25 protein-coding genes are annotated in these 25921 nt (G+C 55.8%); 6 read left to right on the top strand and 19 right to left on the bottom strand.

The window, feature by feature from the left end:
* Positions 1–10: 10 nt before the first annotated feature.
* The 3 genes from purC to dapA form a co-directional block, all read right to left on the bottom strand.
* Positions 11–724: a phosphoribosylaminoimidazolesuccinocarboxamide synthase gene (gene purC / locus LH22_RS07960; protein ID WP_034825771.1), complete on the bottom strand. Its 714-nt coding sequence runs from the start codon at positions 722–724 to the stop codon at positions 11–13.
* A 144-nt stretch (positions 725–868) separates the two neighbouring features.
* The gene (gene bamC, locus LH22_RS07955) at positions 869–1900 is read right to left on the bottom strand and encodes an outer membrane protein assembly factor BamC (RefSeq protein ID WP_038645491.1); all 1032 of its coding nucleotides are present in this window, start codon (positions 1898–1900) and stop codon (positions 869–871) included.
* 14 nt (positions 1901–1914) lie between these two features.
* Entirely contained in the window at positions 1915–2793 is an 879-nt protein-coding gene (gene dapA / locus LH22_RS07950) for a 4-hydroxy-tetrahydrodipicolinate synthase (protein WP_034825765.1), read from the bottom strand.
* Positions 2794–2903: 110 nt separating this feature from the next.
* Between dapA and LH22_RS07945 the strand changes: the two genes are divergently transcribed.
* Both LH22_RS07945 and bcp read left to right on the top strand, forming a co-directional pair.
* Positions 2904–3503 (top strand): glycine cleavage system transcriptional repressor, encoded by a 600-nt coding sequence (locus LH22_RS07945; protein ID WP_369800279.1) that lies wholly within the window; start codon positions 2904–2906, stop codon positions 3501–3503.
* A 140-nt stretch (positions 3504–3643) separates the two neighbouring features.
* Positions 3644–4111 (top strand): thioredoxin-dependent thiol peroxidase, encoded by a 468-nt coding sequence (gene bcp, locus LH22_RS07940; RefSeq protein WP_034825761.1) that lies wholly within the window; start codon positions 3644–3646, stop codon positions 4109–4111.
* Positions 4112–4145: 34 nt separating this feature from the next.
* Here bcp and LH22_RS07935 read toward each other — a convergent pair whose 3' ends face one another.
* From LH22_RS07935 to LH22_RS07885, 10 genes are all read right to left on the bottom strand, one after another.
* Positions 4146–5213 (bottom strand): AI-2E family transporter, encoded by a 1068-nt coding sequence (locus LH22_RS07935; protein WP_038645487.1) that lies wholly within the window; start codon positions 5211–5213, stop codon positions 4146–4148.
* Positions 5214–5492: 279 nt separating this feature from the next.
* Positions 5493–7085, bottom strand: a complete 1593-nt coding sequence (locus LH22_RS07925; protein WP_038645483.1) for a sensor domain-containing diguanylate cyclase — start codon at positions 7083–7085, stop codon at positions 5493–5495.
* Positions 7086–7250: 165 nt separating this feature from the next.
* Positions 7251–8081 (bottom strand): phosphodiesterase, encoded by an 831-nt coding sequence (locus LH22_RS07920; protein ID WP_038645481.1) that lies wholly within the window; start codon positions 8079–8081, stop codon positions 7251–7253.
* Between the two features lie 11 nt (positions 8082–8092).
* Positions 8093–9082, bottom strand: coding sequence for an ABC transporter ATP-binding protein (locus tag LH22_RS07915; protein WP_038645479.1), 990 nt, complete (start codon positions 9080–9082; stop codon positions 8093–8095).
* Positions 9079–9891 (bottom strand): ABC transporter permease, encoded by an 813-nt coding sequence (locus LH22_RS07910; protein ID WP_038645478.1) that lies wholly within the window; start codon positions 9889–9891, stop codon positions 9079–9081. The genes LH22_RS07915 and LH22_RS07910 overlap by 4 nt, the downstream gene beginning before the upstream one ends.
* Entirely contained in the window at positions 9888–10745 is an 858-nt protein-coding gene (locus LH22_RS07905) for an ABC transporter permease (protein ID WP_038645476.1), read from the bottom strand. The genes LH22_RS07910 and LH22_RS07905 overlap by 4 nt, the downstream gene beginning before the upstream one ends.
* 2 nt (positions 10746–10747) lie before the next feature.
* The gene (locus LH22_RS07900) at positions 10748–11752 is read right to left on the bottom strand and encodes an ABC transporter substrate-binding protein (protein WP_240474701.1); all 1005 of its coding nucleotides are present in this window, start codon (positions 11750–11752) and stop codon (positions 10748–10750) included.
* Positions 11753–11791: 39 nt separating this feature from the next.
* The gene (locus tag LH22_RS07895; protein ID WP_038645473.1) at positions 11792–12787 is read right to left on the bottom strand and encodes a substrate-binding domain-containing protein; all 996 of its coding nucleotides are present in this window, start codon (positions 12785–12787) and stop codon (positions 11792–11794) included.
* A gap of 126 nt (positions 12788–12913) precedes the next feature.
* Entirely contained in the window at positions 12914–13522 is a 609-nt protein-coding gene (locus LH22_RS07890; protein WP_038645471.1) for a DsrE family protein, read from the bottom strand.
* Positions 13523–13556: 34 nt separating this feature from the next.
* On the bottom strand, positions 13557–14162 hold the full coding sequence (locus LH22_RS07885; protein ID WP_038645469.1) for a DsrE family protein: 606 nt from the start codon (positions 14160–14162) through the stop codon (positions 13557–13559).
* A gap of 639 nt (positions 14163–14801) precedes the next feature.
* Here LH22_RS07885 and LH22_RS07880 point away from each other — a divergent pair.
* Positions 14802–16265 carry a beta-barrel assembly-enhancing protease gene (locus LH22_RS07880; RefSeq protein ID WP_038645466.1) on the top strand — a complete coding sequence of 488 codons (1464 nt, stop codon included), beginning with the start codon at positions 14802–14804 and terminating at the stop codon, positions 16263–16265.
* Between the two features lie 5 nt (positions 16266–16270).
* Complete coding sequence (gene arsC / locus LH22_RS07875) at positions 16271–16618, top strand: arsenate reductase (glutaredoxin) (protein WP_038645463.1); 348 nt, start codon at positions 16271–16273, stop codon at positions 16616–16618.
* On the opposite strand, the gene hda is transcribed toward arsC, so the two are convergent.
* The 3 genes from hda to upp form a co-directional block, all read right to left on the bottom strand.
* A complete protein-coding gene (gene hda / locus LH22_RS07870; RefSeq protein ID WP_034825971.1) occupies positions 16615–17316 on the bottom strand; it encodes a DnaA inactivator Hda in 702 nt (233 codons plus the stop codon). The genes arsC and hda overlap by 4 nt on opposite strands.
* 93 nt (positions 17317–17409) lie before the next feature.
* Positions 17410–18693 carry a uracil permease gene (uraA, locus tag LH22_RS07865; protein ID WP_038645460.1) on the bottom strand — a complete coding sequence of 428 codons (1284 nt, stop codon included), beginning with the start codon at positions 18691–18693 and terminating at the stop codon, positions 17410–17412.
* A gap of 73 nt (positions 18694–18766) precedes the next feature.
* On the bottom strand, positions 18767–19393 hold the full coding sequence (gene upp / locus LH22_RS07860) for a uracil phosphoribosyltransferase (protein WP_034825735.1): 627 nt from the start codon (positions 19391–19393) through the stop codon (positions 18767–18769).
* Between the two features lie 240 nt (positions 19394–19633).
* On the opposite strand from upp, the gene purM reads away from it, so the two are divergent.
* Both purM and purN read left to right on the top strand, forming a co-directional pair.
* Positions 19634–20674 carry a phosphoribosylformylglycinamidine cyclo-ligase gene (gene purM, locus LH22_RS07855; RefSeq protein WP_038649963.1) on the top strand — a complete coding sequence of 347 codons (1041 nt, stop codon included), beginning with the start codon at positions 19634–19636 and terminating at the stop codon, positions 20672–20674.
* On the top strand, positions 20671–21309 hold the full coding sequence (purN, locus tag LH22_RS07850) for a phosphoribosylglycinamide formyltransferase (protein WP_038645457.1): 639 nt from the start codon (positions 20671–20673) through the stop codon (positions 21307–21309). Before purM ends, purN begins: the two co-directional genes overlap by 4 nt.
* A 137-nt stretch (positions 21310–21446) precedes the next feature.
* On the opposite strand, the gene pstB is transcribed toward purN, so the two are convergent.
* From pstB to LH22_RS07835, 3 genes are read right to left on the bottom strand one after another with little or no spacing between them, the layout of a single operon-like run.
* Complete coding sequence (gene pstB, locus LH22_RS07845; protein WP_038645455.1) at positions 21447–22214, bottom strand: phosphate ABC transporter ATP-binding protein PstB; 768 nt, start codon at positions 22212–22214, stop codon at positions 21447–21449.
* Positions 22215–22226: 12 nt separating this feature from the next.
* Positions 22227–23825 carry a phosphate ABC transporter permease PstA gene (pstA, locus tag LH22_RS07840; RefSeq protein ID WP_038645454.1) on the bottom strand — a complete coding sequence of 533 codons (1599 nt, stop codon included), beginning with the start codon at positions 23823–23825 and terminating at the stop codon, positions 22227–22229.
* Positions 23822–25915, bottom strand: a complete 2094-nt coding sequence (locus tag LH22_RS07835) for an ABC transporter permease subunit (RefSeq protein ID WP_038645451.1) — start codon at positions 25913–25915, stop codon at positions 23822–23824. Before LH22_RS07835 ends, pstA begins: the two co-directional genes overlap by 4 nt.
* Positions 25916–25921 lie beyond the last annotated feature (6 nt).

Genomic DNA, 25921 nt, shown 5'->3' with positions numbered 1-25921 from the left:
CGCTGAAGACTTAATCCAGTTTCACACCCAGGCGGTGCGCCACTTCTTCATAAGCTTCGATCAGGCCGCCGAGGCTCTGACGGAAACGGTCTTTGTCCATTTTGTCCATGGTTTCTTTGTCCCACAGACGCGCGCCGTCTGGCGAGAACTCATCGCCCAACGTCACTTCACCGTTGAACAGACCGAACTCCAGTTTGAAGTCGACCAGGATCAGACCGGCGTCATCAAACAGTTTGCTCAGTACGTCGTTGGCTTTGAAAGTCAGTTCCTGCATGCGCGCCAGATTGGCTTTGCTGACCCAGCCAAAGGTCTCGCAGTAGGATTCGTTGACCATCGGGTCGTGTTTGGCGTCATCTTTCAGGAAGAGATCAAACAGCGGTGGATTGAGCAGCATGCCCTCTTCCACGCCCAGACGTTTTACCAGCGATCCTGCCGCACGGTTGCGCACTACGCACTCCACCGGCACCATCTCCAGCTTTTTGACCAGCGCTTCGTTATCCGACAGCAGCGCTTCCATCTGGGTCGGAATGCCCGCTTCCTGCAGTTTGGTCATAATGAAATGGTTGAACTTGTTGTTCACCATTCCTTTGCGATCAAATTGCTCGATTCGTGCACCGTCTCCTGCTGACGTATCGTTGCGGAATTCAAGTACCAGCAGATCCGGATTATCGGTGCTGTATACGGTTTTCGCTTTACCGCGATACAACTCAGCTCGCTTTTGCATCTCATTAACTCCAAACATGAAAGAACCCGTGTTCAGCGGTGTTTCACCGCGCGATGACTGCCTGACGCAATCGTTTACTTCGCCGGGCGGTATTATGCCAAATCCAAAACAAAAAGGCCGGAGAATCTCCGGCCCTTTGGCAATTTATTTGTTCAGTGCACCCTGGAACACCGCCACCAGCGCATCGTTCTGCGCCTGAGTAAGCACATGGCCCTTAGGATCAATGAACTGCAGACTGCTGCGGTTATCCAAATCACCCACCTGCAATTTGTAATCGCCGTTTGGCAGTTCAGGATCCTTCGCACCAATCGCGTCAAACGCGCTGCTACCCGGCTGCTTGTAGGTCACTTTCAGACTACCCTGCGAGCGGTTGTCATCGGTCACTTCCATGCCCACACGCTTCAGCGCCGCTGGCAGACGCTGCCAGGTGACGTTAAACGGTGAACGCAGCACCAGCAGTGGCAGACCGGTATCATCTGCGCCGCTCTGGACGTCAATCTGCCCGGTCGCACGGCCTGCAGCGGCATCGGCGCTGGCGGTATCAATCTTATCCAGACCGGTACTGATGTCGTTCAACATCTGGCCGGTATAGCGTTGGATCTGCGCAGGTGCAGTCACCGTCTCACCTTTCTGCTGCAATTCCAGCAGACGAACCGTCAGCACCTGCTGATAGCTCTGGTTCTGTACGCTGATCTGGTAGCGACCGCGATACTGGTTATCTTCATCCGCACGGTTCCACTGCACCCAATCGGTGGTCAGCTGTTGCCCAGCATCATCACGCTGTGCAATCGGGAACTTGTAGGACTGGATCACATTCACCACCTGTGACCAGATAGAGCCACGGCTGCTCTCAACCGCCAGCACTCCGGTATTACCGGTGAACTGTGCACGCGTGCCGTTGAGCAGCGCCAGAGGTTGAGCCGGAGGACGAATATCCAGTGCTTTCCCTACTGCACCCTTCGCAACAGTGTGCGGCACATCGTAATCGCCATTCTGCAGAGGCAGAATCATCCCCGCCGGGGCTTTTAAATCATGCAGTTCAGGCGCCTGCAGGTAAGATTCATCACCGCTGACCTGGCGCTTATAACGCTGATCGCTGGAACAAGCTGTTAGCAGCATCAGGGTGGACACGCCCACCACGGTTGCCAGCGTCGAGCGCTTAACTGAATAACTCATTGATTCTCCCTAATTTATCGCAGACCCGCTTTAATCAGCGCCTGAGCCGTTTTCGCCTGACCGGCTTCGGTCAGTGGCGTCATCGGCAAGCGCAGCGTGTCATCCGCGATTAATCCTAGCTGTTTCGCTGCCCATTTAACCGGGATTGGATTGGGTTCACAGAAAAGCGTCTGGTGCAGGTGCATCAGACGCTGATTCAGGCGACGCGCTTCGGCAAAATTACCCTGTTGCGCCAGCGCACAGAGTTCTACCATTTCACGCGCTGCAATGTTGGCTGTAACCGAGATTACGCCTTTGCCGCCCAGTTGCATGGAGTCCAGAGCTGTCGCGTCATCGCCGCTGACAATAATGAACTCATCATTAACCAGCTCTTGGATCTGAGAAATACGCGATAAGTTCCCGGTGGCCTCTTTGATTCCGATAATATTTTTAATTTCGGCCAGGCGAGCCACGGTTTCTGGCAGCATGTCGCAGCCAGTACGTGATGGGACGTTATACAGCATCTGCGGCAGATCGGTACTTTCGGCAATCGCTTTGAAGTGCTGGAACAGACCTTCCTGGGTTGGACGGTTGTAGTAAGGCGTCACGGTCAGACAACCCACCACACCGGTGCCGGTAAAGCGCTTCGTGAGAGAGATACCTTCAGCAGTGGCATTGGCGCCGGTTCCGGCAATCACCGGGATACGGCCATCCGCCAGCTCCAGGGTCTGCATCACCACATCGCCATGTTCTTCATGGCTGAGGGTAGCGGATTCGCCGGTGGTGCCAACAGAAACAATCGCCGCGGTGCCGCTGGCAACATGATAATCAATCAGTTTTTTCAAACTCTCGCGGCAGACATTACCTTTTTCATTCATTGGCGTAATGAGCGCAACAATACTTCCGGTGAACATGGGCTATCCCCTCGACAAACAAGTGCCTCATGTTACGTTTTACCTCGAAAGAAAAGCAAGCGAGCCAAGCCATTCCTACCCTTGTCAGCAGTTTTTTTTATGTTTACCTTATGGTTATTAGCGAACGTACAGGAAATACCATTTTGTCGCAGTCACAGCCGCACCATCTGGTGATCACCGCATTGGGCGTTGATCGTCCGGGTATCGTCAATACCATCACTCGCCACGTTAGTAGCTGCGGCTGCAATATTGAAGACAGTCGTCTGGCGATGTTGGGTGATGAGTTCACCTTCATCATGCTGCTTTCGGGGAGCTGGAACGCGATAACCCTGATTGAATCCACGCTGCCGATGAAAGGGGCTGAGCTGGAACTGTTGATTGTGATGAAGCGCACCAATGCGCGCGTCACCCCGCCGATGCCCGCCACGGTATGGGTGCAGGTGGAAGTGCCGGATTCTCCTCATCTCATTGAGCGCTTTACCGATCTGTTCGACAAACACCAGATGAACATTGCCGAATTGGTGTCGCGTATTACCCCGGCACAGGAAGGTGTCCCACCGACACTGTATATTCAGATGACGGCACACAGCCCGGATAATCAGGCCAGCGCACCGTTTGAACAGGCCTTCAACAATCTGTGTGAAGAACTGCATGCACAAGGCTCAATTCGTCTTTATAGTGTCACCGACGATGCCAACAACACCCTGTAAACTAACGCCGGGTTATTTCTCCACACACTCTGCCATACGGCATACCGTGTAGTGAAATAACCCAGAGGGTGGCACCCGCTGGGGCTTTTTGCCGCGAGGGTGTATTACCCACAGCATGAAGAAAAAAATGGAGAGTTGTGATGAATCCACTGAAAGCCGGTGATACCGCACCGAAATTTAGCTTGCCCGATCAGGACGGCGAACAAGTAAATTTGGCCGACTTCCAGGGACAGCGCGTTCTGGTCTATTTCTACCCGAAGGCCATGACGCCGGGTTGCACCGTTCAGGCCTGTGGTCTGCGCGACAACATGGATGCGTTGAAAACCGTGGGCGTGGAAGTGCTGGGCATCAGCACCGATAAGCCTGAAAAACTGTCACGCTTCGCCGAAAAAGAGGTGCTGAACTTCACCCTTTTATCTGATGAAGATCACCAGGTCTGCCAGGAATTCGGTGTCTGGGGTGAGAAAACCTTTATGGGTAAAACCTATGACGGTATCCACCGCATCAGTTTCCTGATCGACGGTAACGGCAAAGTTGAGAAAGTCTTCGACGACTTCAAAACGTCGAACCACCACGACATCGTGCTGGATTATCTGAAGTCGGCATAAAACAAAACGGGTGCACAATGTGCACCCGTTCTCTTTACCCCTGCTGATGCTCCAGCGCCGTTTCCGGCCAGGCGCGCACCACCGCCTTGATTAACGTCGCCAGCGGGATAGCAAAGAACACGCCCCAAAAGCCCCACATCCCGCCAAAAATCACCACCGAAAGAATGATCACCAGCGGATGCAGATTGACGGCCTCTGAGAACAGAATCGGCACCAGCACATTACCATCCAGCGCCTGTACCACCAGATAAACGATAAACATCGTCCAGAAATCAGTGCCTAAGCCCCACTGGAATAGACCGACGCCAATCACCGGAATCGTGACCACCATGGCGCCGATGTAGGGAATCAACACGGAAATCCCTACCAGCACCGCCAGCAGCAGCGCGTAGTTGAGCCCTAAGACCAGGAAGGCAATCCAGGTGACAAAACCTACCGCGACCATTTCCAGCACTTTGCCGCGAATGTAGTTGGTGATTTGCTGATTCATCTCCTGCCAGACCACGCCCGCCAGACCGCGATTGCGCGGTAATACACGGCGCACGGCATTGAGCATCTGCTCTTTATCTTTCAGCAGGAAAAACACCATCAGCGGCACCAGCACCAGATAGATCATCAGCGTCATCAGCCCCACCAGCGAGGCCAGTGAGTACTTCACTAATGATTCCCCCAGCCCGGTCAGGCGACTACGCAGATTCTCAACGATGATGTCGATGATGCCCGCATCCACCAGCGCCGGAAAACGCTTTGGCAATCCGGCGGCATACACATAGAGCTTGTTCAGCATATTCGGGAGATCACGCAGCAAGTTGATGCCTTGCTGCCAGGCTACTGGCGCGACAATCAACACCATCACCAGCAAAATACCGGCAAAAACAATCAGTACCATGCTGGTGGCACAGGTGCGGCTGCATCCCAGGCGCTGTAATCGAACGGTTGGCCACTCCAGCAGATAAGCCAGCACCAGCGCGACCAGCAACGGTGCCAATAAACCACTGAAGAAAAACAGGATACAGAACGCCATCAGCAGGATCACCAGCAGGCCAATCGCCTGCGGATCGCTAAAGCGACGTTTGTACCATTGGAAAAGCAGTGCCAGCATTTCACTTCCTTGACGCCAAAAACGGGATGATGATTGTACAGAAATTTACGGCGAAAACCTGATGTGCATAAACCTGCATCTTAAGAAACCCGATGAGGATCTGCGCTGAGGTGCAGGCGGCAATGCCTGCGCAGCTAGCGTCCAATCGAGCCTGATAAATCACTCGATAATGTGCGTTAATGCATACCGGATAAATTGCAGAATCTTGTGCGTCTGTGCACACCGGATAAATCCTGCACGCTGGTGATAGGGCCGCCATTTAGGTCGACCCTTGCGGCACTAGCGGGTAATACTGCTCACCAGCGCGTCCTGGCCGGCAATCATCACACAGTTACGTCCGGCATTTTTCGCCTGATAGAGTGCAGCATCCGCCTGTTTCAGGCTCACATCTTGCGGCTCGTTATCGGCCTCCCAATGTGCGATGCCCACTGAGAGCGTGATATGCCCAACATGGTCAATCCAGCTCTCGGCAATGCTGGTGCGCACGCGCTCGGCAATCACCCGCGCTTCTTCCGTCGAGGTGGCTGGCAGCAGCATCAGAAACTCCTCGCCGCCGTTACGGCACACCACGTCGGTCTGGCGCGCACTGTTACGCAGGGTTCGCGCCACCTGTTTGATCACTTCGTCACCGACATCATGGCCGAAGTTGTCATTCACCCGCTTGAAATGGTCGATATCCAGCGCCAGCACCGCAAAGGGCTGACGCATGGTTTCGAAGTAATCCAGCACCGCACTCAGGCCCCGGCGGTTAAGCAAACTGGTCATCGGATCGGTTTGTACTTCCGATTTCAGCCGACCGATTTTGTCCTGTACCAGTCCGATCCCGGTGAGCAAGGCGCGCTTCACCTGAGCCGCTTCGAAGTACCAGGCATGAATGCCGCCAATTTCACCCGATACGCCCTGGGTGTCCATCTGACTGGCTTTACGCGCCAGTTGCCACAGCGGCAAGGCAATCAGACGGGCGAAGATCACCGCCATTATTAGGGTCAGCAGCGCAAACGGCACAGAGTTTTTCAACACTTTCAGCAGCAAACCAGAGAGCGGTTGCAGGGTGACGTCCGTTGGCTTAAGTGCCACCACCATCCAGCCGGTGGTTGGCACGATGGCGTAACCCGCCAGTTTCGCCGTGTCCTCTTCTTTGACCTGCACCTCGCCATTGGTGCTCTCATTGCGTTGACGTTCGCTGACGATCTCCGGTGCAATTTTGCCTATCAGCTGACTGTTCTGGTGATAAAGCACCTGATTGTTGCGATCCAGTACATAGACGCGCGTGCCATCCCGGTAGAATTGCTCACCGAGTAAGGCATTAAGAATACTTTTCTTCTTCAGATAGATGGTGCCGCCCACATAGCCGAGATAGCGCCCTTCGTTGCTCCAGATCGGCCAGGAGACAAACACAATCAGATTGTTGGCCGCTGAAATTGTCGGCTTACTCACCATCGGTTGACGCTGTGCCAGCGCCTCCCGTGAAGCCTGGCTGGTGAGCTGCATACCTTTAAGCATCAGTGACTCAGGCGAAATCGCTTTGACTATCCCATTGGTGTCGACCACGGCAACGGAGTTAAAGCTATTGGTTTGCTCACGCAGACGGTTCACTTCCTGCTGCGCCAGCTCCGGATTATCAAAATCCTTGCCTAACTGGGTCGCGCTGTAATGCAACTGCGACTGCGCCAGCTGGAAAAAGACTTCTGTCGTCGCGGCGAGTTTAGTGGCATAGGCGCGGTTGGCCTCAAGGGTGCTTTCGATCAGCACCATACGCTGCACGCGCCAGGTAGCGTACAAGGTATTGGCGAGCGTAATGACGATGCTGGTGATTGCCAGCAACGCAATCAGCGTACGCAGGTCAGTTTTTGGCCGGATGCGCATCAGCATGACGCAACCGCCCTGGTGTGAAAATTCATTATTCGCGTGCCTGACAATATAGTTATAGTTGGACGAGCTACCCCTGGTGAGGGAACCGCCAATTGTACACCTGCAAACCAAATTGAGCACGAACCATCCTGTCAGACACGCGTAATTATTCAGCAAACGTTGGCGCTAATCGATCAGACCATTCGCATCATAGAACGGCCACGGGCCTGGATAATCGCCGATAGCGCACTGGTGCGTCGTCATACCTTGCTGTGGATGCCAGCGATGTAGCAGGAAACCCGGCGGCTCCAGCACGAAATTCGCCGGACCATTTTCAGACAAATCAAAGGCCACCTGATGCGACACGCCCGGCGCAACGCAGGCTAACGTACCGGCAAAGCGCGCCTGCACCGAACGATGCAGATGGCCGCTCAGCACACGTTCAACCTGCGGATGCTGGCAGATAATCGCCGCCAGCGCGTCGGGATTGCGCAGCGGCTGCTTGTCCATATGACCAATGCCGGAGATCAAGGGTGGATGGTGCAGCATCACCAGCGTGGGTAATTGTGGTTCGCGCTCCAACTGCTCTTTCAGCCAGGCCAACTGCGCTTCATCCACGTAACCCCACGGCTGTTGCGGCACGCTGGAATCCAGTGCCAGCAACTGCACCCCTTTCACCTGCGCCTGCCAGTTCAGGGTTTCGCCACGTTGCAGATAGTGGTGATCCGGGAACGCCGCGCGTAACTGCTGGCGATCGTCGTGGTTGCCCGCCATCAGCATGTACGGCAGTTGCAGACGACACAGCGCCGTCCGCAGCGTTTGATACTCTTCTGCGGTGCCAAAATCCACCAGATCGCCGGTGATCACCACAATATCCGGGCGCGGCGTCAAACGATTCAGGGTGTCGATGACCCGCAACAGCGCCGCCTGGGTGTCGACTTTTTTGTAAGACAGGCGACCGTTCGCCTTGATGTGTAAATCGCTAATTTGCGCGATCAGCGTCAATGCTTCAGACACGAATTTCTTCCTCAGGATGCAGAAAATTGCAGGGCGGCGTCTTGCGCCAGCGTCCAGCTCACCGGTTGCCCGGCATGCCAGGCTTCACGCGCATGGCGATCGACCTGAATCGGCATTGCAAGGCCGATGTCGATCATCAGCCGCTGCGACGCGCCTAAAAAGGTGCTGGCAAGGATAAAGCCCTGGCGTGCGTAGCGATTATCATTGGCGAGTAGCACATCTTCCGGACGACAGAAGCGCTGAGGATTGCCGCGCTTATCCACATCGATGCAGTTAATCGCCCCGACAAAATCCGCGACAAACTTCGAAGCAGGATGCTGATAGATATTTTGTGGCGTATCGATCTGCACCAGACGCCCCTGCTCCATCACCGCGATGCGATCGCCGAGCGCCATGGCTTCTTGCTGATCGTGCGTGACGTACACGGCGGTGATCGCCAGCTTCTTCAACAAGGTGCCGATTTCCAGGCGCAGGCGATCGCGCAAACGTGCATCCAGCGCAGCCAGCGGCTCATCAAACAGCAGTACTTTGGGTCTGGCTGCCAGTGCACGCGCCAGCGCCACACGCTGTTTCTGTCCGCCGGAAAGCTTATCAATGCTGCGCTGCGACAAGGCGCTGAGATCCACCAGCTCCAGCATCTCCTGCACGCGCGCTTCACGCTCGGCACGTGCCACGCCCTGCACTTTCAAGCCGTAAGCCACGTTCTCGGCAACGTTAAGATTGGGAAACAGCGCATAGTTCTGGAACACCATGCCAACGTTGCGTTTCTCAATCGGCAACGCGGTGACGTTACGATCATCGAACCACACCTCGCCGCCCGCATCGCAGCGCTCAAGCCCGCTGATAATGCGCAAGGTGGTGGTTTTTCCGCAGCCAGAAGGCCCGAGCAACACCAGGGTTTCCCCGGGATTCACGGTCAGATCGAGTGGATGCAGTGCCAGCTGGTGATTGAAGTGACGTGAACAACCGCGCAGCGTCACGGTAACGGCCGCAGGATTCATGCCGCCTCCTTGTTTTGGCGCGATACCGCGCGGTTAAGCCAGTGATTCACCGCATTCAGCATCAGCAGCAGCGGCAAGATCATCAGAATGAAAATCAGCGTATAAGCGGAACCCACTTCCAGTCGCATCGAGGCGTAACTGTCCGCAAGGCCGACCGGCAGGGTTTTGGTCAGCGGCGTATGCAGCATCCAGGTAATGTTGAACTCCCCTACCGACAGGGTGATCACCATAAAGGCACCGGCCAGAATGCCGTTGCGGCAGTTGGGCACCACCACGGTAAAGAAGCGCTGCCACAGGCTGGCACCGAGACTGGCAGAGGCCTCTTCCAGTCGTGGCATATCCACCGCCTGCATCACCGCCAGTACCGGGCGCATCATAAACGGCAGCGTAAACAGCACATGACCAATCAGAATAAACACCCAACTGTCACGCAGGCCGGAAAACTGGCCGTAAAGCAGAATGATGCCGAGCGCAGTGGCTAAGCCGGGCAGCGCCACGGGCAACATCAGGCACTCTTCAATACGTGCTGCCCAGCGGCCGGGCGCTTTCAATAAACCCCACGCGGCTGGCACGCCAATCACCAGAGTGACCAGCAAGCAGAACAGCGCTATCAGCAACGACAGCCAAAAGGTGTCGGCATACATTTCCCACACTTGCTCAACCCATTTCAGGGTCAAACCGCTGCGCAGGCCGATAAAGTAGTTATTGGTGACACCTGCCAGCATCGACAGCACCACCGGCACGATCATAAACAGCGCGGTGAGCGTGGTGACCAGCAGCTGCAGGCTAAACAATCCGCGACGATTCATGCTGCCCCCTTGTGTGCCAGACGGCGCGCCAGCATGAGCGCCAGCCAGGCGACCGCGCCCATCACCACTGACAGCGCCGCCGCCGTAGCGAAGTTAGCGTAGTTAGTAAATTCGCCATAAATGGTCAGCGGTAACACCGCCAAATCGGTGCCAAGGGTGAAAGCGGTGCCAAACGCGCCCATACTGGTGGCGAAACAGAGTGCGCCGGTCGAGAGCAACGCTGGCTGCAAACCCGGCACAATCACATCCCAGGTAATGCGCCACTGGCTGGCACCGAGTGAACGTGCCGCCTCTTCCAGCGAACGGTCAAGTTTTTCACTGGCCGCGACAAGCGTGACGATGGCGCGCGGCAGCGAGAAATAGAGATAGCCAATAAACAGGCCGGTCAGTGAGTAAGCCAGCGTCCAGCGCTCGTGCACCAGGCTCATGCTAATTTGCGCCAGCAAGCCCTGACGGCCAGCCAGCATCACCACCAGAAAACCGACCACGACGCCGGGAAAGGCCAGCGGGAAGGTCAATAAGGCGAGCAAAGTGCCGCGCCCCGCAAAGCGTTGACGCGCCAGAAAACAGCCGACAACAGCGGCAATCACCAGCGTCACGAGCGTGACAGCCAATGACAACAACACGGTATTCAACAGACTGAACAGGTAATTAGGCTGACTGATCACCGTCCAGTAGCCACTGTGCTGTGTGGTGCGATCGTTCTGCATACCGATTTGCAGCAGACGGGCAAACGGCAGCAGCCAGAAGGCACAGAAAAACAGCAGTGCGGGCAGCGTCAGCCACAGCCAGCGGCTGCCCGGCAAAGTGCGAGCCTGGCGGCGTGAAGCCGCCAGGGTGTCGGGAATCGACATGATCAGTGGATCTCGCTCAGGTACTTAGCAGAGAAGGCTTTCTGCGCATCGGCCATCTGCTGATAGTCGACGGTTTGGGCGCGGGCGTAGTCGCTATCCGGCAGGAAGAATTTTTTCGCTTCGGGTGACATCGCTGAAGTACGCACTGGTCGCAGGAAGGCATTGGCCCATATCGCCTGACCTTTGTCCGACAGCACATAATCGATCACTTTCTTGCCGTTGGCTTCGTGTGGCGCATTCTTCACCAGGCTGATGACATAAGGAACCGTCACCGTGCCCTCTTTCGGGATCACAAACGCGACGTTGGCGTGATCTTTATATTTGGCGCGATAAGCATTGAAGTCGTAGTCGAGCAGAATCGGGATTTCGCCAGAGAGCAGGCGCGCGTAGGCAGTTTGCTTCGGTACGATTGGCTGGTTGGCCTGCAACTTCTTGAACCAGTTCAGCGCTGGCGTGAAGTCCTGCATGTTGCCGCCTTTCGCCTGGTTAACGGCCACCGCCGCCACATAGCCGACAAAGGCGCTGGCCGGGTCGAGGTAGCCAATCATCCCTTTGTACTCTGGTTTCAGCAGGTCATCCCAGGATTGTGGCACTGGCGCGCCGCCGAGCGCATCCACGTTGACCATAAAGCCCATGGTGCCCGAGTGCAGCGCGACCCATTTACCGTTCGGATCTTTCATTCCGGCTGGGATGTCATCCCAGTGTGCGGGCTTATAGCCGGTGATGACGCCCGCGCTGTCGGCCTGGATGCCGAAACTGACGCCGTAATACACCACATCTGCCACCGGATTGCCTTTCTCCGCCACCATTTGCGCCAGCGCCTGGCCGGAGTTTTTGTTGTCTTGTGGCACGGTGATGCCGGTATCTTTGGCAATGGCTTTGAGCTGTGTGCCCCAGTCAGCCCACTCGGGCGGACAGTTGTAGCAGATCGCGGTTTCGGCGGCCTGCGTCATCATACTGAACAGCGAACCGGCGGTCAGCGCGATCGCTCCTGCAAAAATTTTCATTTTTCGTTGGAATTTCATGGTGGTTCCCTGGTGTTGGTATCAAAAAGCGGTGGCTGGCGCGGCGATACTCTCACCGCTCCGCAACCGATGGGCCAGCACGCGGGTGCCGCGACTGGCTTGTTGTAACAACATATCGATGGCACAGGCACCGAGCATGTCGGCTGGCTGAGTGACGCTCGCCAGTGACGGCGCAATCTGCTCGCCAATATCGATGCCGTCGAAGCCCATCACCGAAAGTTGCTGCGGGATGCGTACACCGGCACGCGCCGCCGCACCAATCAGGCTGATGGCGAGCAAATCATTGGTACATATCACCGCCGTCAGCGGTGCTGCGCCCTGCAACTGCGGTTGCAGCAGCGCGAAATCAGAATGGGTATGGCTGGTCATCTCAATCACCGGCAGCGCAGACAGCCCGGCACTGTGCATAGCGTCGCCATAGCCCTGATAACGCAGGCGCGCACGATCCGATTGCAGCATCGGCCCGGCGACCATACCGATATGGCGATGCCCGAGTGACAGCAAATGTTCTGTGGCTTCACGCATCGCCTGGCGGTTGTCGACGCAAATGGCGGGCCAGTGACTTTGCTGAGGGACGTTGTGCGCCAATACAAACGGCATGCTGGCTTCATGCAGCGTAGTCAGGACCGCGCTGTTATCCGCATCGGCCACGGTCAACACCAATCCCGCCACACGCTGGCGCAGCATATGTTCGACAATCGCCGCTTCACGCTCTGGCTGGTAATCACTGGTCGCCACCAGCAAACCGTATCCGGCCGCACGCGCCTGACGCTCCATCGCCTGTAACTGGCGTGAGAAAATCGGGTTAAGCAGCGAAGGCAGCAGCACACCCAGCGTGGTGGAGCTTTGCGTGCGCAGTTGACGTGCAATGTGATTGGGGCGAAATCCGAGTTGCTCTGATGCCGCCAACACCTTTTCCAGCGTGTCAGGCCGCAACAGATGGGGATCAGAAAATGCGCGTGCGGCGGTAGCGCGAGATACGCCAGCCAGCTTTGCCACACTGATTAAATCGGACATGTTCGCCTCGTGAATGAGCAATGAGATCGATCTCATTGGCGCTTAAAGTAGCGGCGAACTGTGACAGCAACATCGCGGAGAGATGACGAAAAAATGACAGCAGCGCGAACTGCTGTCAGGCAGGAATTACAACATCAGGAAGGCGTAACCTTCGTTTTGCAACGAGGCAACCGTGGTACCGCTGGAGAGGGTGTGCGTCACGCGGGTGTCGATCCAGTCCCGCTGTAGTTGATGGAAGGCCACCGACTGATCGCAGATTGTCACCTTCACACCCGCCTGCTTCAACTCATCGATCAATTTCAGGTTCGGGTTATCTGTGCCGTAAGCTTTGCGGAATTGATCGTTATTCAGCGCGGCAGGCACGGCATCGCTGTTGATTGACACCACAAAATTCAGCTGATTGAGCGGCACCCCGGCAGCGTAATAAAGGTTGGTGACACGCGCCACGCGTTCCAGTCCGAGGTTAGGCTGGCGCACATCCCCTTCCGTGCGGTTGATCTGAAAAACGATCTTATTGCTCAGGCCTGGCGTATTCGCGGGGTTGTAATCCGGCGTATTCACAAAATGGATTTTGCCGTAGCCCGCGATGGCTGGCGTGCTCCAGAAGTCCGCTGGCTCGCTTTTGTTGTCAGCAAACTTGCTGCTGACCTTATCCACCAGCTCTGGAAGCTGTAACACATTACCGCCCACGAAACCCGCCAGTGCGGCGATGACAATATAGGACGCTGGACGCATTTCACTTCTCCTCGATAGAAGACCCTAAGCCCAATTACATTTGCAGGAAGGCATAACCCTGATTTTCCAGCGTCGACACGGTGGTCGGACTGGACAACGCATGAATAACCGATTGATCAATCCAGTCTTTCGGGAAGTGATGGAACGCCACTGACTGATCGCATACCGATACTTTGACGCCTAATTTGTTGAGCTCCCCGATCAGCGCCAGGTTGGGGTTGTCAGCTTTGTAGAATTGCTGGAAATGCGCGTTATCCAGCATGGCAGGCGTGGCATCACCGGTCACAGAGACCACAAAGTGCAACTGATCGGCCGGCACGCCTGAAGCGATGTAGAGGTTGACGACGCGGGCGACGCGCTCCAGCCCAAGATTAGGCCGCTTCATGTCCCCTTCGCTTTTGGTGATTTGAAACACCACTTTGTTGCTCAGCCCGACGACCGGTTTAAAGGCGGCATCAGATTCGTAATGGATTTTGCCGTAACCATCGATAGCAGGCGTGCTCCAGAACCCGTCCGGATCGGTTGGCTCGGCAGAAAAATGGCTCACCACTCGCTGATAAATATCATCACTTTTGCTGACGGTGGCACCAACAAACCCACCCACGATCGCAATCAGGGCGTAAGAGACAACAGAACGCATAAAAACTCTCCGGCATGCACTGCGCTAATTCACAGTCCGTTTGAATAAAGTGCCTTATCTATATCACAGCGTGAGCAGGGCAAAAGTCCTGCAGTTTTGGCCTGTCCGGGGTTTTCATTGCAGAAATAATAATTAGTCAGGCTAATTGAATAATGCTTTCGATTGAGACGAAGAGATGCCTAAAAAAATAACTGGCTTGAATCGACTGCCAGCTGTTTAGGTTTTATCAAGCCAGTGGCGCTGAAAATATGACCATACTTAACTAAAATTTCGGCGACTCTATAAAAAATCACCATTAAAATCACTGATGGATAAAACAGGCCAGTTCACTGTTTTGACGTTTGTTTTTCAGAGTAAACCTGGAAAAGTTCATGCCAGATTCAATTATTTTGAGCAACTTTACGTAACTTTAACTTCTGAACCTGTAAAAGCGCTAACCTGGTCGTGGCGGACTATTCAATTTTTTGCTGCAATCAGCGCCCGCTGTAGCCATTTTTTCACTTTAAGTCTGTGTCGCTTCTTCATTTGCTTGTTACCACGCGCTGGTTAAGATAGAAGCGCTGCGTCAAAGGAAAGAACGCGCAGAACATTTGAACGACTTACCTGTCCAATTGCAGGTGACTTTTACAGGATCAAGGCATGTTTAACCGGTTGAAAAAATCAGTGCTGGCGGCCCTTATTCCTACGCTGCTGCTGACGCCCGCGCTCTCCGTGCGCGCGGACGTGAGTGATAATCTGCCCGATATGGGAACCACAGCGGGTTCGACGCTATCCATTAATCAGGAATTACAAATTGGCGACTTCTACGTGCGCCAACTGCGCGCCAGTGCGCCGCTGATTAACGATCCGCTATTAAATCAATACATCAATGAGTTAGGGCAGCGCCTGGTGGCGCATGCCAATTCGGTGCGCACGCCGTTTCACTTCTTTCTCATTCAGAATGACGAACTTAACGCTTTCGCCTTTTTCGGCGGCAACGTCGTGCTGCATTCATCATTGTTCCGCTACACCGATAACGAAAGCCAACTGGCGTCGGTGATGGCGCACGAAATTTCCCACGTCACCCAACGTCATCTGGCACGTGCGATGGAAGAGCAGAAGCGTAATGCGCCGCTCACCTGGGTGGGTGCATTGGGGTCGATTCTGCTCGCCATAGCCAGCCCACAAGCCGGGATGGCAGCATTGACCGGTACGTTGGCGGGCACGCAGCAGGGCATGATCAGCTTCACTCAAGCCAACGAGCAGGAAGCTGACCGCATCGGCATTCAGGTGCTGCAACGCGCCGGTTTCGATCCGCAGGCGATGCCGAGTTTCCTGCAAAAGCTCGCCGATCAAAGCCGCTTCTCTTCTAAACCCCCGGAAATTTTGCTCACTCACCCCTTACCGGATAGCCGTTTAGCCGATGCGCGTAACCGTGCCAACCAGATGCGCCCGGTGGTGGTTCAGTCATCTGAAGGCTTCTATATGGCGAAGGTGCGCTCGTTGGGTATGTATGCCACAGGCCGTAATCAGCTGACCGATGATCTGTTGAATGAATACGCTAAAGGCAATTCGCGCGAGCAGATGGCATCGCAATATGGCAAAGCAGTGCAGTTCCTGCAGGCGAAAAGCTTCGACAGTGCAAAAAAAATCATCACCCCGATGCTGGCGAAACAGCCGGATAACGTCTGGTTGCTGGATATCATGACGGATATCGACATCGGTCTGAACCAGCCTCAGCAGGCGATCAACATGCTAACCAGTGCCAAAGGTAGCAGCACCAATCCGGTGCTACAGCTCAACCTCGCTAACGCTTATGTCGAGGCGAAACAGCCCGCTAACGCCACGCGCATCCTCAATCGTTATACCTTTGCCCACCCTGATGACGTCAATGCCTGGGATTTGCTGGCACAAGCCTCGGCAGCACAGGGATTACGGGATGAGGAGTTGTCGGCACGAGCGGAAGGATTAGCACTCAATGGCCAGCTCGATCAGGCGATCACCACCCTGAGCAGTGCCAGCGCCCAGGTGCCACTCGGCAGCCTGAAACAGGCACGTTACGATGCACGCATCGATCAGTTCCGCGAACTGCAGAAGCGGTTCCGTCAGTATCAGAAAGGATAAAAATAATGGTGAGCATTTATCACAACCCGCGTTGCAGCAAGAGCCGCGAAACCCTGGCGCTGCTGCAGGATAAAGGCATTGAACCTGATGTGGTGCTGTATCTTGAGACACCGCCTGACATGCAGACGCTGAAAAAACTGCTGCGGCAGCTAGGCATGAGCAGTGCGCGCGACCTGATGCGCCGTAAAGAAGACCTTTATAAAGAGCTGAATTTGGCCGACGTGCAGTTGAGTGAAGAGCAGTTGCTCCAGGCGATGGTGGACAATCCCAAACTGATTGAACGCCCCATCGTGATCAACGGTGACCAGGCGCGTATTGGTCGTCCACCTGAAGCGGTGCTGGAGATTATTTAAAGCCCCAGCGCTTCTTTCACAAAGGGAATGGTGAGCTTGCGTTGCGCGCTGATAGAGGCGCGATCCAATCGATCAAGCGTATCAAACAGCGTGCGCATTTCGCGGTCGAGGCGTTTCAGCAGGAAGCGCCCGACATCTTCCGGTAACTCAAAACCACGCAACCCCGCACGCAACTGCATCGCCTGGAGTTTGTCTTCATCAGAAAGCGGTTGTAAGCGATAAATCTGGCCCCAGTCGAGACGTGATGCAAGATCGGGCAGTGCAAGATTGAGCTGACGCGGAGGACGATCGCCAGTGATCAACAAACGCGTTTTGCCGATTTCAAGAATGCGATTGTAGAGATCGAAAATCGCCATCTCCCACTCCGCATCACCGGCAATGCATTCGATATTATCGATACACACCAGCGCCAGATTCTCCATGCCATCCAACACTTCCGGCACGAACCAGGTGCGCTTATCCAGCGGAACATAGCCTACCGCTTCACCACGCGCCGACATCTCTGCGCAGGCCGCGTGTAACAGGTGGCTGCGGCCGCCGCCTTCGCGTGACCAGAAATAGAGATAGCTGCCGTGCTGCTGAGAAAGTGCGCCTTGCAGCGCCGCCAGCAAAGACGGATTTTCCCCCGGCCAGAAACTGGCAAAGGTTTCATCATCGGGTAAATAGAGTGGCAGTGAAAGCTGTGCCGGCGTGTTCAGAAGTACCTCAACGGATGAGCAGGCAGAAAACGGCGCAAGTTTATCACGATCCTTGCAAGAGATGAACCAGGCTTCCCTGCCCGGCAAAGCGCATTAACTTTCGCGCTTTTCTTCGGCATCCAGTACCACTTCCTCGGGCCGTAACAGATTGATTACGCGGAAAATCAGTGCCAACGCGACGCCAACGATAGTGGCCAGCGCCATGCCTTTCAGTTCTGCAGCGCCGATATGCACTTTCGCGCCGCTGACGCCGATGATCAGGATCACCGAGGTCAGGATCAGATTCTGTGCTTTGTTGTAATCCACTTTAGATTCAATCAATACGCGAATACCGGAAGCCCCGATCACCCCGTACAACAACAGAGAAACACCCCCCATTACCGGTACCGGGATCGCCTGAATCGCGGCCGCCAGTTTACCGACGCAAGAGAGCAGAATCGCGAAGATCGCCGCCCCGCCAATCACCCAGGTGCTGTATACGCGGGTAATCGCCATCACGCCGATGTTCTCACCGTAAGTGGTGTTTGGCGTGGAACCGAAGAAACCGGAGATCATGGTGGACAAGCCGTTAGCAAACATCGAGCGGTGCAGGCCGGGATCGCGGATCAGATCTTTTTTCACGATATTGGCGGTAACGACTAAGTGGCCAACGTGCTCAGCGATCACCACGAGCGCCGCAGGCAGGATGGTCAACATCGCGGCCCATTCGAAGCGCGGCGTGTAGAAGGTTGGCAGTGCAAACCACGGCGCATCGGCGACCGATTGCCAGTTCACAATGCCCATAAAGGATGAGAGCGCGTAGCCTGCCAGCACACCAATCAGAATCGGGATGATGGCGAGGAAGCCGCGGAACAGCACGGAACCAAACACCGTGACCGCCAGCGTCACCATGGAAATGATGATGGTTTTACTGTCAGGTGACGTGCCATCGGCTGGCAGCAGACCGGCCATATTGGCCGCCACGCCCGCCAGTTCCAAACCGATCACCGCAACAATCGCGCCCATTGCGGCGGGAGGGAACATCACGTCAAGCCAGCCGGTGCCGGCTTTTTTGACAATCAACGCCACCACGCAGAACAGGAAACCACAGAGAATAAAGCCGCCGAGCGCCACTTCATAACCCAGTGGCAACAGCAGCAGCACCGGTGAAATAAACGCAAAGCTCGACCCCAAATACGCCGGGATTTTGCCTTTACAGATAAACAGATACAGCAACGTACCGACGCCGTTGAACAGCAGCACGGTGGCCGGGTTGATATGGAACAGAATTGGCACCAGCACTGTAGCACCAAACATGGCGAACAGGTGTTGCAGGCTGAGTGGAATGGTTTGCAGCAGCGGTGGACGTTCGTCAACCCCAATCGCGCGACGAGTCATTGATATCCCCTTGAGTTGTGTTTTATTTTTTTGCCAAAAAAAAGCCGACTCTCTGGCCGGCTGTATGCTTTATTTATTTCGTTCCGAAGATCTTATCGCCGGCGTCGCCGAGACCCGGAATGATATAGCCCTTCTCGTTCAATCCCTGATCGATTGACGCGGTATAAAGCTCAACGTCTGGATGCGCTTTTTCCAGCGCCGCAATCCCTTCTGGCGCCGCCACCAGCACCAACACTTTAATGCTGTTGCAGCCCGCTTTTTTCAGCAGGTCGATGGTTGCGATCATCGAACCACCGGTCGCCAGCATCGGGTCAACCACCAGCGCCAGACGCTCTTCGATGTTTGACACCAGCTTCTGGAAATAAGGAACCGGCTCCAGCGTCTCTTCGTCACGATAAACACCAACTACACTGATGCGCGCGCTTGGCACGTGTTCCAGAACGCCTTCCATCATGCCGAGGCCGGCACGCAGGATCGGCACCACGGTGATTTTTTTGCCTTTGATTTGATCGACATCAACCGGGCCGTTCCAGCCTTCGATGGTGACGCGCTCGGTGGCCAGATCGGCGGTGGCTTCATAAGTCAGCAGGCTGCCGACTTCTGAGGCCAGCTCGCGGAAGCGTTTGGTGCTGATATCATGCTCACGCATCAGGCCCAGTTTATGTTTGACCAGCGGGTGTTTGACTTCCACGATCTTCATGATTGTTCTCCCGGAATTGAGTTGAGCTAAAAAAAAATCGCCGGATTATACCGCCTTTTTGCCGCTGCGCCACTTGTCATTGGTCAATGGCTTAGCGCGATCCGCGTGATCATAAGGATTGGCGAAAAATCAGCGCTGTGCAAAGCGGCATGAGATGGGACTCGCAAACGTTTGCCTGCACTGGTAGAATTAGCGCGCTTAATTTTTGCCACCAACCGCAATTCGCGTGGGGATTCCGCAGTGACCGACAAAACCTCTCTCAGCTACAAAGACGCCGGTGTTGATATCGATGCTGGTAACGATCTGGTTGACCGTATTAAAGGCGTAGTAAAGAAAACTCGTCGCCCGGAAGTCATGGGTGGACTGGGTGGCTTTGGCGCGCTCTGTGCGCTGCCGCAGAAATACCGCGAGCCTGTGCTGGTCTCCGGAACCGATGGCGTCGGCACCAAGCTGCGTCTGGCGATGGATCTCAAACGTCATGACAGCATCGGTATCGATCTGGTTGCGATGTGTGTGAACGACCTGATTGTGCAAGGCGCTGAGCCGCTGTTCTTCCTCGACTACTACGCGACCGGAAAACTGGATGTGGATACCGCTTCTGCGGTGATCACCGGCATCGCCGAAGGTTGCCTGCAGTCAGGTTGTGCGCTGGTCGGCGGTGAAACCGCTGAGATGCCAGGCATGTACCACGGTGAAGACTACGACGTGGCCGGTTTCTGCGTCGGCGTGGTGGAAAAATCAGAAATCATTGACGGATCGAAAGTGCAGGACGGCGACGTGCTGATCGCACTGGGCTCAAGCGGCCCGCATTCGAACGGTTATTCGCTGGTGCGTAAGATTCTGGAAGTCAGCCAGACTGATCCAGAAACCAAACAGCTGGAGGGCAAACCACTGGCCGATCACCTGCTGGCACCGACTCGCATCTACGTGAAAAACATCCTCAGCCTGATCGAACAGGTGGATGTGCACGCGATTTCTCACCTGACCGGTGGCGGCTTCTGGGAAAACATCCCACGCGTGCTGCCAGACAATACTCAGGCAGTGATTGACGAGAAGAGCTGGCAGTGGCCGTCCGTGTTCAGCTGGTTGCAGCAGGCAGGCAACGTCAGCCGTCATGAAATGTATCGTACCTTTAACTGCGGCGTGGGCATGATCATCGCGCTGAGCCCGGCCGATGCCGATAAAACGGTACAGCTGATGACCGACGCTGGCGAACAGGCGTGGAAAATCGGCGTGATTAAAGCCTCTGACTCAGAAGAGCGAGTGGTTATTAATCCATGAAAAAACTGGTTGTACTGATCTCCGGTAACGGAAGCAATCTTCAGTCCATCCTCGACGCCTGCGCAAGCGGGCGTATCAACGGCAGCGTCGCTGCCGTTTTCAGTAATAAAGCCTCAGCGTTGGGTTTGACGCGTGCGCAGGAAGCCAGCGTACCGGGTCATAGCCTCGCCGCCAGTGACTTTGCCGACCGCGATGCATTTGACCGCCAACTGATGCAGGAAATCGATGCCTATGCACCCGACCTGGTAGTGCTGGCCGGTTACATGCGCATTCTCAGTCAGGCGTTTGTCGCGCATTATCACGACCGGTTGGTGAACATCCATCCGTCGCTGCTGCCGAAATATCCCGGACTGCATACCCATCGTCAGGCGCTAGAGAATGGTGATGAAGAACACGGTACGTCGGTGCACTTTGTTACTGACGAACTGGATGGCGGACCGGTGATTTTGCAGGCGCGCGTGCCGGTATTTGCTGAAGATGATGAAGAAGAGATCACCTCACGCGTGCAGCATCAGGAGCATGCGATTTATCCGCTGGTGATAAGCTGGTTCGTCGATGGACGCTTGCAGATGCGTGATGGAAAAGCCTGGCTGGATGGGCAACCGCTGCCACCGCAGGGTTACGCACACGACTGATATCCACCTTATTCAGCCGCTTGCAGACACGTTGCCCCGCTTAATTCACCCCAGTCACTGGCTGATGTCAGCGCCTGGGGCTGCTAAAACCTGCTGCCTTTCTACGCCCTGAAAACGTAGAGCAAGTGGCTTATCCCTTAACCAAATCTACCCGTAATGTAATCTTCGGTTTTACGCGCTTTTGGCGAGGTGAAGATACGATCGGTTTCATCAAACTCCACCAGTTGCCCGTTATGCATGAACGCCGTGTAATCTGACACACGTGCCGCCTGCTGCATGTTGTGCGTCACCAGCACCAGCGTGAAATGCTGCTTTAACGTGGTCATTAACTCTTCGATCACTAGCGTGGATATCGGATCGAGTGCCGATGTTGGCTCATCCAGCAGCAATACTTCCGGCTCAATGGCAATGGCGCGCGCAATCACCAGACGCTGCTGCTGACCGCTGGAGAGCGTCAACGCATTCTGCGCCAGCTGATCCTTCACTTCACTCCACAGTGCCGCCGCACGCAGCGCACGTTCACAAGCTTCATTCAGCACGCGACGATCGCGCACCCCTTGCAGCCGCAAACCGTACACCACGTTCTCATAGATCGATTTTGGGAACGGATTCGGCCGCTGAAACACCATGCCAATGCGACGGCGCAGCGCGGGCAGATCCTGATTGGCCTGCATCACTGCATGCTGATCCAACAGAATTTCGCCCTCTATGCGGCAACGATCAATCACATCATTCATGCGATTAAAGCAGCGCAGCAGCGTCGACTTGCCACAACCGGACGGGCCAATCAGCGCTGTGATGCGGTTTTTGGGGATGTGCAGATCGATATTGTTCAGCGCCTGGCGTTCGCCGTACCACAGCGACAGCTGGTTAACGGTTAACGCGATGTCGTAATCGGGCGTCATCTAAAAACCTTTCTAGTGCGTCATGAGGCGGTAACGCTCGCGCAGCCGATGCCGCAGCGCCATCGCCAGCAGATTGAGCGACAGGATAATCACCACCAGCAGCAAGGCGGTGGCGTAAACCAGCGGTCGGTCAGCGTCGATATTCGGGCTCTGGAAGGCCAAATCGTAAATCTGAAAACCGAGGTGCATAAATTTGCGGTCGAGGTGCAGATACGGGAACACCGCATCCACCGGTAGCTCCGGGGCCATTTTCACCACACCCACCAGCATCAGCGGGGCGGTTTCCCCTGCCGCACGCGCCACGGCCAGAATCAGGCCGGTGAGCATCGCCGGTACCGCCAGCGGTAACACCACGCGCCACAGCGTTTCCGCTTGTGTGGCACCCAGCGCCAGCGAGCCCTGGCGCAGATTATCCGGGATGCGTGACAGCCCCTCTTCGGTGGCGACAATCACCACGGGTAATGTCAGTAGCGCCAGCGTCAGTGCCGCCCACAGCAGGCCCGGTGTGCCATACGTCGGATTCGGTAGTGCGCGTGAGAAAAACAGCTGGTCGATAGTGCCGCCGATCAACCAGACAAAGAAGCCCAGACCAAACACGCCATACACAATGGATGGCACGCCGGCGAGATTCACCACCGCAATGCGCACCAGACGGGTTAAGGCATTACGTCCGGCATATTCGTGCAGCCACACCGCTGCGACCACGCCCAATGGCATCACAATGATCGACATGAGCAACACCATCAGCACCGTGCCAAAAATCGCCGGGAACGCCCCGCTCTCGCCGCCGCCTGATGTGGGTGAATCGCTGACAAACTGCCAGATTTGACTGAAGAAGTGCTGCAACTTCTGCCCAAACGACATCGCATTTGGATACCAGGCATCCACCACCTGCGCCAGCGGAATAATGTGATCCTGCCCCTGCACATCGCGCAGCACCAAGGTGTCGCGTTCGCTCTCATGTTGCAAATGGGTCAGCTGTTGCGCTAGTGCGCTAAAGCGCCGCTGCAGCGCCACGCTGTTGGCATCGAATTCCGATTGATCCTGCAGGGTGAACGTGCCGCGCTGACGTTGCTCATCAGCTTGCTGCTGCAGGCTTTCCAGCTGTGCATTAAGGCGTGCCATTTGCACACGACGAATATGGCTGGCCTGACGTAACTGCTCATGCACCTGCACCAACCGCTGCTGCAATAGCGCATCACGATCGCGTGCGGTCAGCACTTCGTTGTCTTCCCGCAACTCAATCAGCCAGCCGTAAGCATTGCCGCCGCTGCGGCGCTGTAACACCATCGCGTCTGCTGGACGGCGCGTTTTCGCCGCGCCCTGGCTATACAGCACACGGAAATCCGGTGCGGCAAAATCGCGATTGCCGGTTTTCACCACATAGCGCCACTGCTCGCCCTGCGGCTGTTTGTGCAGCGTTTCGCCCAGCACCATCACCGCCGAGCCTTCCGGCGGCTGGAACAGGTATTGATCCACCGGTTGTGGCCAGAAGGCGCGCATGCCCTGCCATGCCAGCAGGCCAATCAGCAAGGTAAACGCCAGTAAACACACGGCCACCGCACCGGCTGTTAGCCAGCGCCAGCGATCGTTTTGACGCATCGCTTTCATCCCTGTCCCTCATGCTGGCTGTAGCGCTGGCGCAGACGCTGACGAATCAACTCCGCGACGGTGTTGATCACTAAAGTGAATATCAGTAACAACAGCGCACTCAGGAAAAGAATTCGGTAATGCGCACTGCCCGCTGCCGCTTCAGGCATCTCAATGGCGATGTTGGCCGAAAGTGCACGTAATCCGGCAAATAAGCCGCCTTCACTGACCGGCGTGTTACCGGTGGCCATCAGCACAATCATGGTTTCCCCTACTGCGCGGCCAAAACCGATCATCAGGGCAGCAAAAATCCCCGCCGATGCGCCTGGCAGCACCACACGCGTTAGGGTTTGCCAAGGCGTGGCGCCCAGCGCCAGTGAACCTTGTCCCAGTGCGCCTGGCACGCTGAATAGGGCATCTTCAGACAACGTGAAAATCAGCGGAACCAGCGCAAAGCCCATCGCCAGCGCTGCGACCAATAAGTTACGTTGCTCATAGTGCGCCAGCCGCTCGCCGATATCCGGCCACAGCTGCGTGGGCAACCACAGCGTTAACAGGGTCACGGCCAGCAATACCGGCAGCAGTAGAATCACTTCAAAACCGGGACGGCGCCAACGCAAGGGCAAGTGCGGACTGAGCACGCCGCACAGCAATAAAGTGACCGCCAGCACCAGCGGCAACAGCAGCACGCCAACCAGCGCAGTACTCACATGGGGTGCCAACCAAACCCCGGCAATCAATCCAATCACCACGCTCGGCAACGCACCCATCATCTCAATGCCCGGCTTCACCCAGCGGCGTAACCCCGGCGACATAAACCATGCGGTGTACATTGCCGCCGCCAGAGCCAGCGGCGTGGCAAACAGCAGCGCCAGCGAGGCGGCTTTGAGTGTGCCCAGCACCATCGGTATCAGACTGAATTTGGCCTGATAGCTGTCGCCAGCCGCAGTGGATTGCCATACCCAATCCGGCTGCGGATAGTTTTCGTACCAAATTTTTTGCCACAGATTGCGCCAGGTGAAATCGGGCCAGGGATTATCCAGCGCAAACTGTTGCCACTGCCCTTCCCGCTCCACAATCAGCGCATCACCGCGGGGTGAAAATGCCAGCGCCTGAATACCGGGAGCTAACTGCCGCGTCAAAATTGGCCCTTGCTGCTTACTGGCGAACAGTTTGATTTCCCCCGCCGCATTAAAGGTGGCAAACACACGTCGTTGCGCCTCAGGTACGATCTTCACCGCATCCTGGCTGTGCTCAAAGGTATGTATTTCCTGCAGCCGTGGCCCTTTATCGCTCGCAATAGCAAACCATTGTTTCACCCCCTGTGCATCCTGAATCAGCAGCGTGCGGCCGCCGGTGAGGATATGCAGGCTTTGCGGACGCTGGTTGAGGGTCTGCGTTTCACGCAGTTGTGCGCCTTCTGGTGTGATTTGCCACACATGCAGCAAGCGCCCTTCACTGGCGTACAGCAATGTGCCATCGGGGGATAACAGCAGATGCTCGGTTTGCTGCTGTGGAAGCAAAATCTGATTGACGGTTTGCTGGTTCTCCAGCGTCATTACACTGATGCCCGCAGGCGTTTGGGCGGCAATCCGCCACTGGTGATCGCTCAGCGAGGTCAGCGCCATGGTGGTCACTGCGCCCTGCGCCAGACGCAGCGGACGATCGCCAAACGGAAAGAACCACTGACCATGATTTTCGTGGATCAGCGGTTGCATCAGCAGCAGCGCGCCCTGCATATTGAGTAATACGCTACTGCTATTGCTGCTGTTGACCGCCGCATCAGGATGCTGTTGCAGCGCCAGTGCCTCAACGGCGGGCTGTCCATCGAGCGGAATAAAGCGCGCCTCATTGCGGCTGATGCGCCAGCCAAGCTGCCCATCGCTGCCCATCGCCAGCACCGGCGCTTTATCCCAAAGTTGAATATTAGTGGTGGCTTGCATACCCGGCGCGCTGAAAAGGGGTAACACCACCCAAATCAGCCAGAAGAAAAGCAGCAGCATCAGCAGTAAAATGCCCACGCCGCAGCTTGTCACCACGCGACGAACCAACTGATCGACAGCGCGGCGACGGCGGTCGCTGAAATGGACAGGGATACGATTTATGCTCATGCAGGC

The sequence above is a fragment of the Pantoea rwandensis genome (assembly GCF_000759475.1).
GTDB lineage: Bacteria > Pseudomonadota > Gammaproteobacteria > Enterobacterales > Enterobacteriaceae > Pantoea > Pantoea rwandensis_B.
This window is presented reverse-complemented; position numbering and strand designations above follow the sequence as displayed.

What these genes read in the sequence shown, in the direction of transcription:
- purC (WP_034825771.1), bottom strand. Translation starts at nt 724, where the DNA reads ATGCAAAAGCGAGCTGAGTTGTATCGCGGTAAAGCGAAAACCGTATAC.
- bamC (WP_038645491.1), bottom strand. Translation starts at nt 1,900, where the DNA reads ATGAGTTATTCAGTTAAGCGCTCGACGCTGGCAACCGTGGTGGGCGTG.
- dapA (WP_034825765.1), bottom strand. Translation starts at nt 2,793, where the DNA reads ATGTTCACCGGAAGTATTGTTGCGCTCATTACGCCAATGAATGAAAAA.
- LH22_RS07945 (WP_369800279.1), top strand. Translation starts at nt 2,904, where the DNA reads ATGGTTATTAGCGAACGTACAGGAAATACCATTTTGTCGCAGTCACAG.
- bcp (WP_034825761.1), top strand. Translation starts at nt 3,644, where the DNA reads ATGAATCCACTGAAAGCCGGTGATACCGCACCGAAATTTAGCTTGCCC.
- LH22_RS07935 (WP_038645487.1), bottom strand. Translation starts at nt 5,213, where the DNA reads ATGCTGGCACTGCTTTTCCAATGGTACAAACGTCGCTTTAGCGATCCG.
- LH22_RS07925 (WP_038645483.1), bottom strand. Translation starts at nt 7,085, where the DNA reads ATGCTGATGCGCATCCGGCCAAAAACTGACCTGCGTACGCTGATTGCG.
- LH22_RS07915 (WP_038645479.1), bottom strand. Translation starts at nt 9,082, where the DNA reads ATGAATCCTGCGGCCGTTACCGTGACGCTGCGCGGTTGTTCACGTCAC.
- LH22_RS07910 (WP_038645478.1), bottom strand. Translation starts at nt 9,891, where the DNA reads ATGAATCGTCGCGGATTGTTTAGCCTGCAGCTGCTGGTCACCACGCTC.
- LH22_RS07905 (WP_038645476.1), bottom strand. Translation starts at nt 10,745, where the DNA reads ATGTCGATTCCCGACACCCTGGCGGCTTCACGCCGCCAGGCTCGCACT.
- LH22_RS07900 (WP_240474701.1), bottom strand. Translation starts at nt 11,752, where the DNA reads ATGAAAATTTTTGCAGGAGCGATCGCGCTGACCGCCGGTTCGCTGTTC.
- LH22_RS07895 (WP_038645473.1), bottom strand. Translation starts at nt 12,787, where the DNA reads ATGTCCGATTTAATCAGTGTGGCAAAGCTGGCTGGCGTATCTCGCGCT.
- LH22_RS07890 (WP_038645471.1), bottom strand. Translation starts at nt 13,522, where the DNA reads ATGCGTCCAGCGTCCTATATTGTCATCGCCGCACTGGCGGGTTTCGTG.
- LH22_RS07885 (WP_038645469.1), bottom strand. Translation starts at nt 14,162, where the DNA reads ATGCGTTCTGTTGTCTCTTACGCCCTGATTGCGATCGTGGGTGGGTTT.
- LH22_RS07880 (WP_038645466.1), top strand. Translation starts at nt 14,802, where the DNA reads ATGTTTAACCGGTTGAAAAAATCAGTGCTGGCGGCCCTTATTCCTACG.
- arsC (WP_038645463.1), top strand. Translation starts at nt 16,271, where the DNA reads ATGGTGAGCATTTATCACAACCCGCGTTGCAGCAAGAGCCGCGAAACC.
- uraA (WP_038645460.1), bottom strand. Translation starts at nt 18,693, where the DNA reads ATGACTCGTCGCGCGATTGGGGTTGACGAACGTCCACCGCTGCTGCAA.
- upp (WP_034825735.1), bottom strand. Translation starts at nt 19,393, where the DNA reads ATGAAGATCGTGGAAGTCAAACACCCGCTGGTCAAACATAAACTGGGC.
- purN (WP_038645457.1), top strand. Translation starts at nt 20,671, where the DNA reads ATGAAAAAACTGGTTGTACTGATCTCCGGTAACGGAAGCAATCTTCAG.
- pstB (WP_038645455.1), bottom strand. Translation starts at nt 22,214, where the DNA reads ATGACGCCCGATTACGACATCGCGTTAACCGTTAACCAGCTGTCGCTG.
- pstA (WP_038645454.1), bottom strand. Translation starts at nt 23,825, where the DNA reads ATGAAAGCGATGCGTCAAAACGATCGCTGGCGCTGGCTAACAGCCGGT.
- LH22_RS07835 (WP_038645451.1), bottom strand. Translation starts at nt 25,915, where the DNA reads ATGAGCATAAATCGTATCCCTGTCCATTTCAGCGACCGCCGTCGCCGC.